The organism is Bacillus fungorum (genome assembly GCF_002746455.1).
Lineage (GTDB): Bacteria > Bacillota > Bacilli > Bacillales > Bacillaceae_G > Bacillus_A > Bacillus_A fungorum.
In genome coordinates, this window is the sequence record NZ_NWUW01000022.1 from 47788 (window position 1) to 62837 (window position 15050).

General features: G+C 42.1%; 4 protein-coding genes. All 4 read left to right on the forward strand.

The features are described 5' to 3' along the window. The first annotated feature begins 3 nt into the window (after positions 1 to 3). The 4 genes from CO726_RS23425 to CO726_RS23440 are packed head-to-tail and all read left to right on the forward strand — an operon-like array spanning position 4 to position 15049. The gene (locus CO726_RS23425) at positions 4 to 2511 is read left to right on the forward strand and encodes a condensation domain-containing protein (RefSeq protein ID WP_099685855.1); all 2508 of its coding nucleotides are present in this window, start codon (positions 4 to 6) and stop codon (positions 2509 to 2511) included. Positions 2512 to 2562: 51 nt separating this feature from the next. Next, the gene (locus CO726_RS23430; protein WP_099685856.1) at positions 2563 to 5715 is read left to right on the forward strand and encodes a non-ribosomal peptide synthetase; all 3153 of its coding nucleotides are present in this window, start codon (positions 2563 to 2565) and stop codon (positions 5713 to 5715) included. Between the two features lie 38 nt (positions 5716 to 5753). Then, a complete protein-coding gene (locus CO726_RS23435; protein ID WP_169513067.1) occupies positions 5754 to 9680 on the forward strand; it encodes a condensation domain-containing protein in 3927 nt (1308 codons plus the stop codon). Between the two features lie 38 nt (positions 9681 to 9718). Further along, positions 9719 to 15049 (forward strand): non-ribosomal peptide synthetase, encoded by a 5331-nt coding sequence (locus CO726_RS23440; protein ID WP_099685858.1) that lies wholly within the window; start codon positions 9719 to 9721, stop codon positions 15047 to 15049. The last annotated feature ends 1 nt before the right edge of the window (position 15050 follow it).

A 15050-nucleotide genomic window follows, 5' to 3' on the forward strand; every position in this document is an offset into this window, starting at 1 on the left:
GTGATGAGTAATATAAAAAAAAGACTGTCTTCGCTTAGTCCGAAGCAACGTGCTTTGCTGGAATTAAAATTGAAAAAGAAAAGGGAGAATGCGGGACGTACCGAACGTAAAATCCCAAAACGGTCAGGGGAAGATCATAACCCCATGTCTTTTGCACAACGGGCATTATGGTTTGCTGATCAATTGGACTCAAGTAGTGCTGCTTATAACATTACAATCGCGATCCGTATAAAAGGGGCGTTAAATGTGAGCGCTATGGAGCGCAGCTTTAACAAAATTATCCTGCGCCACGAAGCATTACGCACGACTTTTAAAAATGATAAGGGGAATCCTGTGCAGGAGATTTCCCCTCCGTTTCACAATCCATTGCCTGTAAAGGATTTGTCGTATCTGTCGCCAGAAGATGGTGAGCGCGCAGTACAGAGTCTACTGATGGAAGATGGGAAGCGGCCTTTTCACTTAGCGCAGGGTCCTTTGATTCGTACGACATTACTAAAGTTAGACCAAGAAGAACATGTATTGTCTTTAGCGGTTCATCATATTGTGTTTGATGCCTGGTCAATGATGGTCTTTCTTCAAGAGTTACAACAGTTTTACACGAAATACTCACTAGAGGAAAACGTGCAGCCAAAAGAATTGTTGATTCAGTATGCGGATTATGCCGCATGGCAGCATGAGAGATTAGAGAGTGAACATATCCAGTCACAACTATCCTATTGGGAGAAAAAGTTAAAAGGTGTGCCATCTGTCATCCCATTGCCTATGAATCGTCCGCGTCCTAAAGTACAGACATTCCAAGGAAAACGTCTATACTTTACACTGCCAGAAAAGTTGATAGAGGAGCTTCGTACTTTAAGTCGCAAAGAGGATGCTACCGTTTATATGACTCTTTTAGCAGTTTGGAAAACCTTGTTATACCGTTACACAGGACAGGAAGATATCGTTGTAGGTTCACCGGCAGCAGGACGCAACCTAGAAACAGAAAACTTAATTGGATTCTTTGTCAATACCTTGGCAATGCGTACAAATTTGTCAGGGAATCTTCATTTCCGTGAAGTGCTTAGACGGGTACGGAAAACAGCTCTGCAAGCCTATGACAATCAAGAAATTCCTTTTGAGATGATCGTAGATGCGTTGCAATTGGAGCGCAACCCTGGGTTTGCCCCTTTGTGTCAAGTTAAATTTATTTACCAGAATATACCGGGTATGGGTTTGGAATTGCCAGGGCTTGACATAGAATTTTTACAAACAGATACAGGAACAGCCAAGTTTGACCTAATGCTAGATGTAACAGAATCGCCAAAAGGTGTGGGCGGGAGAATTGAATATAGTACAGAATTATTTAACGATGAAACGATTCAGCGCATGCTGAATCACCTTATCACATTGCTTCAGAGTATTATAAGCAACCCGGAACAGCCAATCGGTGCTTTACCTATGATTACAGAAGAAGGGAAGAAGGAGAGAGCGATGAAAATAAAGAAAAAAGAAGGATTCAAAAAAAAGAATTTTTTGAAGAACAAGCCCAAAGCAGTAACGATTTCTAATGAACAATTAGTGACCTCCAGCTTTTTGGACCCATCTATCAAAATACCGCTCGTGATGCAGCCGAATTCTCAGCATATTAATCTTACGAAGTGGGTAGTTGGTAATGAAGAAGAGATGAACAAAAAGTTGGTTGAACATGGTGGAATTCTTTTTCGTGGCTTTCAAACGGGGTCTACTGACGAATTTGAACAGTTTACAAAAGTGATCGCACCTAATCTTCTTAATTATCATGAACGCTCAACGCCGCGTTCAGAGGTCAGTGGTAAGGTTTATACTTCTACAGAGTATCCAGCAGATCAATTTATACAGATGCATAGTGAGATGTCGTATAGCTCTAACTGGCCACAAAAAATATGGTTTTACTGTGTGAAGCCGGCAGATGAACAAGGTGAGACTCCGCTTGCTGATAATCGCAAAGTATTTGAGATTTTAGATGAAAAAATCAAAGAGAAGTTTATGGAGAAAAAAGTGATGTATGTTCGTAATTTTGGTGCCGGGTTAGATCTTACTTGGCAAAATGCCTTTCAAACCGATGATCCTGTCGAGGTCGAACAATACTGTCGCGATGCCAACATTGAATTTGAATGGTTGGAAAATGGCCGCTTGAGAACGAAACAAGTATGTCAAGCCGTAGAAAAGCACCCTGTCACAGGGGAAATGCTGTGGTTTAACCAAGCTCATCTTTTCCATGTATCGAGCTTGCCAAAAGAAACGCGTGGATCTCTGTTGTCCGTAGTAAGCGAAGAGGAGTTACCACGCAATGCATACTATGGTGATGGCAGCCCGATTGAAAACGAAGTCCTTGAAATGATTCGTGAAGCATATCGTCAAGCACTTATCGTTTTCCCATGGGAGGAAGGCGATGTACTCATGTTGGATAATATGTTGATTGCCCATGGGAGAAATCCATTTGTCGGTCAACGTAAAGTCGTAGTTGCCATGGCTGATCCGTACCGAAAATAGGCAGACGAGGACTATTCGATTATAAAATTATGATTAAAAGGATGAGCGAATATGAAAGATGTATGTATTAAAGGCTTTCGATTGTCTCCACAACAAGAACGCTTATGGACTTTAGGAGTGAATGGTCCATCGTTTTACTCTCAGTGTTCCCTATCGCTAACGGGGGAATTGAATTTTACCAAATTAGAACATGCGGTTCAACAAGTCGTACAAAAGCATGAAGCACTGCGCACAACCTTTAAGCAATTACAAGGAATGGAACTACCGCTACAAATCGTGCATGAGGAAATGGTACCAGAATGGAAACAGGTAGATTTGCAAGTAGAAGCAGAAACAGATAATACGGAGAAAATCCAAGTATTATATGAGAAGGAGCAGCTTAAACCGTTTGATTTGGAAAACGGACCATTATTTAGGCTCACGTTGATCTCACTTACAGAACAGCACAACATACTGTTGATGACGATTTCAGCGCTATGCGCTGATACGGTAAGTCTTCATAATCTCGTAGCAGAGATTCAGGAAGCTTATATGTCGCCGGTTGATTTTGAAGAAGAGGAGCCGTTGCAATACATTCAATTTTCCGAGTGGAAAAACGATATCTATGAGGAAGATGAAGAGGGAGGAATCGCTTTTTGGGAAAACCAGGAATGGGAACCAGCGATGCAATTAAAACTCCCGTGGAATGATTTATCCGAACTTTCTCCTAAGGTGCCTAATATTGAAAGTATCATGCTTTCATCTGATCTATCCATTCAATTTGAGGAAGTCGCAGAAAAGTGGGAACTCTCATTAGAAGACCTTTTGTTTGCGAGTTGGCACCTATTCATGTGGCATCTGACAGGGCAAAGCGAAATCACTACTGGTTATGTGTTTGATGGCAGAAAGTACGAAGAAATGGAAAAAACCATAGGCCTATTAGCTGGCACCGCGCCTGTTCGCTATACTTACATTGCCAACACGCGTATGGATGAAGTTTTACAAGAACTTGCTGAAGCGCAGTACAATGCGTATGAATGGCAGGAATACTTCTCATATGGACTAGTTCAAAGTAACGACATATATTTCTCCAGTGGATTTGAGTATAGTGAAGCTGCAGGGATGCTTTCTTCTGAAAGTCCTCACTTTGAGCTCGAAAAACTGACAAGCTTAGTGGATTACTTTGATCTAAAGATGTCTTGTACCAAATTAGGAGAATCACTTTCACTTGATATTTATTATACGAATCCATATTGGGAAGAAGAATACGTACGCGAATTACTCCAATCTTATATTCAACTTGTTAAGTATGCTGTGGAGCAGCCTGAGACGTTAATTACAGATTTAGATATTTTGAGCAAAGAGATGAAACAGCATCTGTTAACAGGAAGCGCCACCAACCCTGCTTCTTCTCCTTTTGCTTCTGAATGCTTCCACATATTATTTGAACAGCAAGTAGAGCGCACGCCTGATGAGATAGCAGTAATCTTTGAGGAACAACAACTGACCTACCGCGAATTAAATGAGCGTGCCAATCAGCTGGCTCACGCTCTTGTCCAACAAGGAGTAGAGGCAGAGGTCAAGGTTGGCATTTGTATGGAACGTTCTTTAGATATGATTGTTGCGCTGCTAGGTGTGTTGAAGGCTGGTGGGGCGTATGTACCGATTGATCCCGCATTACCAGCAGAACGCAAACAATTTATCTTACAAGATGCTGATATCTCAATTTATTTGACTCAAAAAGCATTAATGTCTGATTTGCCAGCAATAGAAAAAAACGTAATTTGTCTGGATAGTGATGGTGATAAACTCTCTACAGAAAGCAAGGATAACCCGAATCGTTCTGTTACGATTGATAATGCAGCCTATACGATTTATACCTCTGGTTCGACTGGAAAACCGAAAGGAGTCGTCGTAGAACACGGACAGCTCCTAAACTATCTCAATGGGATGTACGATCGATTTGAGATTGGCTCTGCTGCAAGTTATGCCACGGTATCTACACTTGCAGCAGATTTGGGGAATACGGTTATTTATACCTCTTTGTGTACAGGAGGCCGCTTGCATATTATTTCTCAAGAGCGTCTATTAGATCCAAAACAGCTCGCCGATTACTGTGAAAATCATACTATTGATTGTTTGAAAATTGTCCCGTCTCATCTATCTACCCTGCTGTCTGCACCGCAATCAGCAAATCTTTTACCGAAGCGTCTGCTGGTGCTTGGAGGGGAAGCTCTTTCTTGGGATTTAGTGAGCAGAATCCAAGAACTAGCCCCTGATTGTCGCATCATAAATCACTACGGGCCAACAGAAGCGACAATAGGTGTAACGACCTATGGGTTGCATGAACGGAAGGAAAAAACTGTAGCAGCAACGGTACCAATTGGAAAACCGATTGCCAATACAAAAGTGTATATTATGAATAGTCAATGTCAGCTTGTCCCGATTGGCGCGGCTGGAGAGCTCTACATTGGTGGGGAAAGTGTAACCAGAGGCTATCTAAACCACCCAGAGCTTACAGCAGATCGTTTTATTGAGAATCCTTTTGATAATGAACAGACTCTGTATCGTACAGGGGATATTGTACGCTATCTTCCAGATGGTAATCTTGAATTCATTGGACGGGTGGATGACCAAGTCAAAATTCGTGGCTACCGTGTTGAGTTAGGAGAAATACAGCACGCACTAGAACAACATCCAAGCATTAAAGAAGCCCTTGTCTTAGCTCGTGACGAACACGGAGGAGACAAGTATTTGGTTGCTTATCTACTTGCTTCATCAAGTGAAGTGCCATCTCAAGAAGAGCTGTCCGAGCGATTGCAATCCATTTTACCTGAATATTTTGTCCCTTCTGCTTTTGTCTTTTTAAATAAATTTCCGCTGACAGCCAACGGAAAGATTAATCGCCAAGCCCTTCCTGACCCTGCCAGTCAATCCGCTCGCCCAATTATTGCTCCAGAAACACCGACGCAAGAGTGGGTTGCCGAGATTTGGTATAAGGTCTTAGGAACGGCAGAAATCAGCATTCATGATAAGTTCTTTGAAATTGGTGGAAATTCTTTAAAGAGTGTAAATGCGCTAGCGTTACTACAAGAGAAGTATCCACATATAAAGTTGGTTGATTTATTTGAACACAATACCATTGCTTCGCTTAGTGAATTTATTGATAAACAAGAAGGGCAAGGGGAAGCTGAGGAAAACGAAATTGAAAACTTCGAATTATAGTAAATACAGTCAGCTTGTCGGACTAAGGGGGAATCATGATGTCGAATCGCGATATTGCCGTTATAGGACTCAGCGGCATATTTCCAGACGCAAAAAACCTAGATGAGTTTTATTATAACTTGAGCAATGGTATCGATAGCGTCAAAGAGTTATCGGTTGAAAGAAAAGAAAACTCTTCTATTGATCCGTCTATAGATTATCAAATTGGTGGGTATCTTGATCGAATCGATGAATTTGACTACCAATTCTTTCGTTTTTCAAGAAGTGAAGCCCAAAATATGGATCCTCATCAGCGCTTGCTTTTACAATTGGTATCTAGTGCGATTGAAAACGCCGGGTATAGTTTACGAGAATTTAAGGGTAGCAGAACGGCAGTCATTTTGGGAGCACCTGGGGCTCCCAAGCCTTCTTATTATCAATTAATTACAGAATTTGATCCTACAGCTGTTCCTGGGAATCTTCATTCCGTGATTGCTGGAAGAATCTCACACTTTTTTGATTTACATAGTCCTGCTATGGTGATTGATACGGCTTGTTCTTCCTCCTTATTAGCCATTTATGAGGGCTATAATAAATTGCTGATGGGTGAAGCAGAATGTGCGATTGTAGGCGGTATAAATCTGAATCTCGATTTTCCGCTTAAAGATCAAGGTGATGAAGTGTTTGGCGTGGAGTCTCCGGACGGAAAGTGTAAGACGTTTGATTCGTCTGCAAATGGCATTGTAGGTGGAGAAGGAGGTGGGATCATTATTCTCAAATCGCTTGAAAAAGCGATTAAGGATGGCGATTCAATACACGCTGTCATCAAAGGTGGAGCCGCAAACCAAGATGGCGGGCGTTCCACAGGAATTACAGCTCCAAGCTCAGGCGCGCAAACTGAAGTGATCACCAGAGCGTGGGAGTTGGCGGGGATCGAACCAGAAACTGTCTCTTATATTGAATCCCATGGTACAGGTACACAAATTGGGGACCCTATTGAAATTAAAGGGCTTACAGATGCCTTTAAACGCTATACCGAGAAACGAAAATTCTGCGCTATCGGCTCTCTTAAAACGAATATTGGTCACCTTGCTGGCGCAGCGGGAATTGCTAGTTTTATTAAAGTCGTGCTCTCCTTGAAAAATAAAAAGATTTTCCCATCACTAAACTTTCATACACCCAATCCGCATATTGACTTTGAAAATACAGCGGTATATGTCAATACAGATTTGAAAGATTGGGAAGAGCAAGGGAGAACTAGACGGGCAGGTGTCAGCTCGTTTGGTCTAAGTGGTACAAATGTACACCTTGTCTTAGAAGAAGGTCCCCTGCTAGTCAGAGAGGAAGAGCAAAAACAAGAGGATCATCTGATAACGCTTTCCGCAAAATCTGCTGCTAGTCTGCATCGGTATGGCGTGAATTTATTAGAATATCTCCAAGGTGAGACTCCACAGCTTACAGATATTGCATATGTCCTTAACCGGGGACGCGATGACCATATGTATCGCTATGCAGTGACAGCGGCTTATAAGCAGGAGTTGATTCAATCTTTAGAACGCGATTTCAAATCACCTGATGAGTTTCGCATGACCAAGGAAAGCAAGGTAGTCTTTATGTTTTCACATGATGTAAAGGCCGAGCAAAATCAAATCGACTTCTTGTTGAGTCATTACCCGCTTTTTAAAAAAATATATACCGAGTGCTTGAAGGTCGCTGGTGAGCAGGCCGATCACTACAATGTAAAGAAATTAATATACCAGTATTCCCTATATCAACTTTGGCGTTCGCACGGGATTTCATCCAACAAAATTATCGGTAATGGCGTGGGGAATCTCGTGGCAAAAGTGATTTCAAAAGAAATTTCACTGCCAGATGGGATCCAATGTGCTGTAGAACTGGGCACCGTAAAGCCTTTAGGAGCAGATAAGCTCCGATTGTTAGCATCTAAACTAAGTAAAGCAGGGTACTTGCTCTATCTAGAAGTCGGTGCACAAGGTATTTTGTCAAGAGAAATGAACAAGTTGACGGCTCAACTAGCGCATTTAAGTGTATTTTCATCCTTTACTTCAAAAACGTCATTCTCTTTGTCACGGACGCTTTCTGCCATGTACGCTCAAGGGCTGAAAATTAACTGGGATAAATATTATCAATCTGCTCAGCTTCAACGTGTCGAGGTTCCAACCTACCCATTTGAAAAAATTCGTTGTTGGGTAGAAGCCCCTCGCCCATTTGAGAAGAGTATAGGTCATGCCAAAACAACTGTGAAAGATGCATATCACTGCCGGGTGACAGGCGAGAATGTATCAGCTACGGAAGAAGCTTTGGCTCGTTTGTGGGGAGAAGTATTAAAACTAGATGAAATCAGTGTGGAAGATAATTTCTTTGAACTAGGAGGAAATTCCTTAAATGGCTCGCGTGTGATGGGACGTATCAAGAAAAGCTTTGGTGTGGAGATCGCCTTTGAGGATGTGTATGAATACTCTACGTTACGAGAATTATCCAAGTATATTGATTCTCTAGAGCTAACAGTTCCTGTAGCACAACAAGAGTTAGCTTCGGCAACAGACCTTAATGAAATCATCCCGATGAAAGATGGTGAAGAAGCTTCTCTCTCCTTTGCCCAACAGAGTTTATGGTTTTTAGACCAGTTGGAAGAAGGGAGTGCGCTTTATAATGTTCCGTTGGCGATCCGATTAAAAGGGGAGCTCAATCAGGAAGTGTTACAAAAAAGTCTATGCGAAGTTGTCAAACGTCACGATACACTACGAAGCACATTTCCTGTAGTCAATGGTATGCCTTCGGTAGAAGTTCAGTCTGTAACCGATTCGATTTTAACCATTCAACATTTGCAAGGCTTCTACCCAGAAGACCAGGAAGCAGAAGTTCAAAAGCGGATTGACGTAGAATCAAAGATTCCTTTCAATCTTGCAGAGGGACCGATATTCCGTGCAAGTCTGCTGGTGCTTGATGATGATGAACATGTGTTGTTGGTGACGATGCACCATATTGTATCAGATGGATGGTCGATTCATGTCTTCATCCGTGAGCTTGTTACTCTTTATAACACCTTAGTGAAAGGGGAAGAAGCTGCTTTAGCTGCTCTTCCTATCCAGTACTATGATTTTGCCAATTGGCAACGGAAATATTTACAGGGAAAACCATTAGAGAAGCTATTAAACTATTGGCAAGCCAAGCTTGATCAAGCTCCACTTTTGCTAGATCTTCCGCTAGATTATGAACGTCCAACAGTACAGAATTTCCAAGGGGCGAGCTATTCCTTTAAAATGGAAGCGGAATTGACTGAAAAGCTTAGGAAGTTTAGTAAGCAAGAAGAGGCTACCTTGTTTATGATCCTTTTGGCAGCTTGGAAAACACTGCTCTATCGTTATTCCGGCCAAGAGGATATTGTGGTAGCTTCGCCCGTAGCGGGGCGGCAGGTAGAGACGGAAGGATTGATTGGATTGTTTATTAATACGCTGGCTTTACGTTCTGATTTATCTGGGAATCCGAGGTTCCGTGATTTCTTAAAGAATGTTCGTCAGACAACACTTGAAGCGTTTTCCCACCAACAGCTGCCATTTTTCAAACTCTTAGATGCGCTGAAGGTGCCACGTTCTTCTAGTTATTCTCCCTTGGTACAAGTGATGTTTGATTATCATAATCACAAATCATTGACTAAAGATGTAGAGCTGTTGGGTCTTGATATGCAATTTATAAATACCAACACAGAGATGGCAAAGTTCGATTTATGTATGACTTTGGCAGAGGGAGATGAGGAAATCCTTGGTATCATGGAGTATAGTACTTCACTTTTTGATGAGCCAACAATAGAGCTGCTCATGAAACGCTTTTTTACACTGATCGAATATATTTTACAGCACCCTGAAACTCAGTTGCTAGATATCAAAATGGAGAAGACAGCGGTCTCTGTCCCTGCAGGGGAGCAAATAGCTAATGATGAATTGGATGATTTTGATTTCGATTAATTCTAAGATTATTTCAGCATGAAAGGAGTTCTGTTCCTATGGTGTTACTTTTTGATAAACAGCTGAAAGCAGAACGGGATTACTGGGCCGACAAGCTTTCTGGAGATGTTCCAAGTACCAATCTAATACTGGATTATCCTCGTCCCGCTCAATACGTAGATAAGCGATATGTTGAGACGATCAACATCCCAACTGCGTTATCCAGTAAAGTACGTAAATTAGCGAAGGATTCTCCTTTTCTAATCTATGTTTTACTGATGACTTCATTAAAAACTTGCCTGTACAAGTATACAGGAAACCCTTCTATTATTGTAGGGAGTCCTAGTCGTAAAACAGGAGAAGATACCGAGACAAAACCAAACCTTGTCTCGGTTATTGATAAGATAGATGATCAAACGACAATGCGTCAGCTGATCAAACAGATTCGGGCAACTTTATTGGAAGCATATAGGCATCAATCGTATCCCTTTGAGCATGTCATTAGGGATGTAGGAATCAAGAAACAATTGAACAGTTGTCCTGTATTTGATATCATCTTAGCCTATTCGGAGATACACGGCGAATTTCCTGATTTAAAAAATGATATTACCCTTACTTTTGAAAATCAAGGGGAAGCTTTCGGAGGAGAACTCGTCTACAATTCTAGTTTGTTTGCTCCAGATACCATTGAAAGGTTTACTCAGCATTTTCTAAATGCTTTGAACACCTTGGTAGAGTATAATCAAGCATCGGTGGCAGAAGTAGACCTCTTAACCGAAGCAGAACGTCAGCAAGTCTTAGTGGAATGGAATCAATGTAAAGCTGATTTTCCATTGGATAAGAGTTTTCAAGAATTATTTGAAGCACAGGTGGCAAAGACCCCTGACCAGATTGCTGTATGCTTTGAAGAAGAAGCATGGACGTATCGTGAATTGAATGCAAAAGCCAACCGAATGGCTAGAGGATTGGTGAAACAGAATGTAGGTCCTGATTCCGTGGTTCCCTTGCTCGCTGAACGTGGTGTGTGGTTCGTTGCCACGGTGATTGCCATTTTTAAAGCGGGCGGGGCCTATCTTCCTGTTGACCCTAACTATCCTGTGGAGCGAATGCGCAAGGTTATTCAAAAAAGTGCCACTCGCACCATAGTAGTGACTTCAGAATTTGCAGAGAAGATGGAAGAAGTGTTAGAGGGCATGTCTACGGATAAACCTCCTCAATTCTTTGTGGCAGAGGATTTACTTGCAAGGGAGCAGAATGAAAAGAACCTGCCTGTTGTGACTGGAGAAAAGCATTTGTCCTATGTTCTCTTTACGTCAGGGTCTACTGGTGAACCAAAAGGGGTTATGATTGAACAACTGGGAATGATTAACCATCTGTTTTTGATGATCCAGGATTTTGATTTGATCAACGAAGATATCGTTGCACAAACTGCATCGCAATGTTTTGATATTTCCGTATGGCAGTTTCTCGCTGCCTTATTGGTCGGAGGAAAAGTACACATTTTTAATTATGACGTGGCTCGCGATCCTGAAAAATTATTTCAGCAGGCGGATGTCCAAGGGGTTCATATTATGCAAATCGTACCGTCTTTATTACGTGCGTTTCTTCATGGGATAGAGAATGAGCATTTTCTGAAGCCAAAGTTGTCAAAACTCAAGTGTTTAAGTGTGACTGGGGAAGCATTCCCTCCTGATTTAGCGCGCAAGTGGTTTGAACATTATGCTGATATCCCATTAATGAATGCCTATGGTCCATCTGAGTGCTCAGATGATGTTACGATGTATCCAATCCATGAGAGCCCGCCTGAAAATGCCGTCAATATACCCATTGGGAAAGTGATTCCAAATCTGCAAGTTTATGTGCTCGATTTTCACTTAAATCCCGTGCCTATCGGTGTTACAGGGGAGATTTATGTGGGCGGGATAGGAGTTGGCCGTGGATATTTGAATGATCCCGAAAAAACAAACGCGACATTTTTGCAAAATCCCTTTGTAGATGACCCCCAAGCAAGATTATACAAAACAGGGGATCTAGGACGATATTTGAGTGATGGAAATCTAGAATACATCGGTCGTGTCGATTATCAAGTGAAAATTCGCGGCTATCGCATTGAACTCGGAGAAATTGATGCGGTACTAAGACAGTTCCCGCGTGTCCAAGACGTAGCAACCATGGTTCGAGACGGTGTGGGTGATAATAAACAGATTGTCTCTTATGTCGTATGTGAGCAGGGGATCAGGCTTCAAGAAGCGGAGTTAAAGGGCTTTTTAAAACAATGCCTTCCAGAATATATGGTACCTCATATCTTTGTGTGGCTGGATGCCATGCCGCTGACCCCCAATGGAAAACTGGATTATAAAGCATTGCCTGCTCCAAATTTCATTGGGGCAGCTTCTAGTGACACTTACGTTGCTCCGCGAAACCATGTCGAACAAGTGTTGGCAGATATTTGGGCGGAGGTCCTTAATCTAGAAAAGATTGGGGTCAGAAGTAATTTCTTTGAATTAGGTGGAGATTCGATTTTAAGTATTCAAATGGCGTACAAAAGTAAGCAGCAGGGAATATTTATCCGTCCTACCCATCTCTTAGAACATCAGACAATTGAAGAGCTATCAAGTATGGTAAGCGAAGCCAAAACGCTGCAAGCTGAGCAAGGCGCTGTCAGCGGGGGGGCACCATTAACCTCTGTCCAAGAGTGGTTCTTTGAGCAGGAGTATCTGGATGCCCATCATTGGAATCAGGCGACGTTCTTGCAACTACGTGAACGCGTAAGAATTGATGTGTTGCAAGAAGCGCTAAAACGAATATTAGAACATCATGATGCCCTTCGTGTTCGCTTTGAACAAACAGCTACGGGAGTGCAGCAATTATTTCAAGATTCTTATGATTCCCTTCCTTTTGAAAGGGTAAATCTAGCAGGAATGGCTAAAAAAGAGCAAGTTGTCACGATAACTAAGTTGGCTGAGAAGTATCAGGCAAGCCTGGATATATGGAATGGACCACTCCTACGTGTTGTATTATTTGATTTAGGTGAGGATGAACCTGAGCGATTGCTATTTATCATCCATCACTTGGTCGTGGATGGCGTTTCTTGGCGCATTCTTTTAGATGATTTCCAAACGGTCTATCAATCTCTGCGCCGTAAAGAGGCCCCTCCGTTATCCGTCAAGACTACATCTTACAAAATGTGGGCAGAGCGATTGGTGGATTATGCTCAATCACAAAACATAGCAGAGGATATTCCTTTCTGGCTTAATTTAGCGCAAAGAGATGTTTCTGCTCTACCGATTGATAAGAAAGAAGGAGACAATACGGTGGGTTCTTCTCAAATTATTTCGGAAGGACTAACAGCAGAGGAAACCAAGTCCTTGCTCCAGCAAGTTCCCGCTTTCTATAATGTTCAGATAAATGATGTTTTATTAACTGCACTGCTGAAGATATTTAGCCAATGGACAGGGGAATCTTCTCTGTTTCTTAATTTAGAAGGACATGGACGGGAAGATCTATTTGATGATCTGGATGTTAGTAGAACCGTTGGCTGGTTTACTTCAGAATTTCCAGTTATGCTAGAACTAGATTGTTCACTTACTTCTGTTATGTCACAAATTCAAGAGCAATTAAAGAAGATTCCGCAGCGTGGATTTAGCTATGGCCTGCTTCGTTATTTGCATTCGCAAAATCATGTGAGAGAACAGTTTGCTGCATTAGCAAAACCAGAGGTCAGCTTTAATTATCTGGGTCAGTTTAATGAAGTTTCATCGGTAGAATCTATGTTTGAAGCTGCTCCTGAATCAATGGGCTCGTTGCGGAGTGCACGAGACCAGCGTAACTACCTTGTCGATATTAACGGGGCTGTAATCGACGGTTGCTTACGTTTTAATTGGGAGTACAGTGACAATCTTCATCATCGTGCCACAATTGAACAGCTTGCTCAAGGTTTTATGGAAGCTCTACGCTCCATAATCCATGATTGTTCCAGTGCTAAGATAGGAGAAAAGCAGGTTGCTAGTACACAGGAGCAGACGGGAGTACGAAGCTATACTTGGGAATTCCATGAGCCAATGACTCATATGCAGCAATGGTTCTTTGAACAAGAATTTGTCGAAGCGCATCACTGGAATACAGCTATCGTGCTAAAAACGGTTCGATCGGTTGAACCTAATTTACTGCAAGCTGCGGTTCAGCATATCGTCTTGTATCATGATGTGTTGCGCTTGCGCTATCGCCAGACAGAAGAGGGGTGGATACAATTCCAAGAACAACGCAAAGACCATAAAATCTTTGAATATATGGATTTTTCGGATGTAGCTGAAGAGCGGCAGAAATCCGCACTAGAGCAAGCAGTGTCCAATTATCAATCTGAGTTGAACTTAACAGAGGGACCTTTAATCAAAGTGGTGTTGTTTGATTTGGGTGTTCGCGGACAACGTGTCTTCATCGTCGTACACCATCTGGTGATTGATCATATGTCTTGGGTTTTCCTGATGGAAGATATTCAGACGGCTTATATGGATTTGGAAAAAGGATTGGTTCCGCGTCTGCCTGCTAAAACGACTGCTTATCAGGATTGGGCAAAGAAATTGACAGCCTATGCCCAATCACCAGAACTTTTCGAGGAGATGAAGCACTGGGTAGAAGAACAGAAAACAGCAAACCGTGATCTGCCAAGGGACTGCGAGGATGGCAATAATATCGAGGTATCCTTAGCTGAATTTTATTTTGCGTTAAGTGTTGAAGATACAGAATCCTTGTTTGCAGAGGTGAGAGCAGCATATCAGATGCACGTAGGAGATGTTTTGCTCACCGCTATGGCAATGACCCTTGTCAAGTGGAAAGGCGAAGGCAGTGTGCTCATTGATCAAGGAATTCATGGACGGGAAGACATAAGTAAAGATGTAGACTTGTCCCGTACGGTGGGATGGTTTACCACTTCTTTCCCAACAAAGTTTGAAATAGATAGTGATGAGTCGATTGAAAAAATATTATTATCGACGAAAGAACGGCTCGAGACGAGTCGTCAATACGGCTTTAACTATGCTGTGATGAAATCGCTCTGTAAAGATCAAGCTGTGAAAGAAGCTTTGTCTCAAATCCCCACACCACAAGTTTCTTTTGACTATGATGGTCCATTGATTGGAAGTGCAGGGCGCAAGGGAGAGGCAAAACCTTCTTTGTGGGAACATGCTACTGAATCCCGTGGATCAGTGCGTAGTCCAAAGGCACAAAGATATTATGAACTCGATGTTAGAAGCTGGGTCTATAACAGCCAAATTATGTTGAACTGGCAATACAGCACAAATGTACACGAAAAATCAACAATAGAATCATTATCAGAGATGTATGTCAGCTGTATTAAACGGATTATTGCATCTGCTCAATCTGCCCAATAAT

Excerpts from the sequence above, each read along its gene's own strand:
- CO726_RS23435 (WP_169513067.1), top strand. The coding sequence starts at position 5,754 with ATGTCGAATCGCGATATTGCCGTTATAGGACTCAGCGGCATATTTCCA.
- CO726_RS23425 (WP_099685855.1), top strand. The coding sequence starts at position 4 with ATGAGTAATATAAAAAAAAGACTGTCTTCGCTTAGTCCGAAGCAACGT.
- CO726_RS23440 (WP_099685858.1), top strand. The coding sequence starts at position 9,719 with ATGGTGTTACTTTTTGATAAACAGCTGAAAGCAGAACGGGATTACTGG.
- CO726_RS23430 (WP_099685856.1), top strand. The coding sequence starts at position 2,563 with ATGAAAGATGTATGTATTAAAGGCTTTCGATTGTCTCCACAACAAGAA.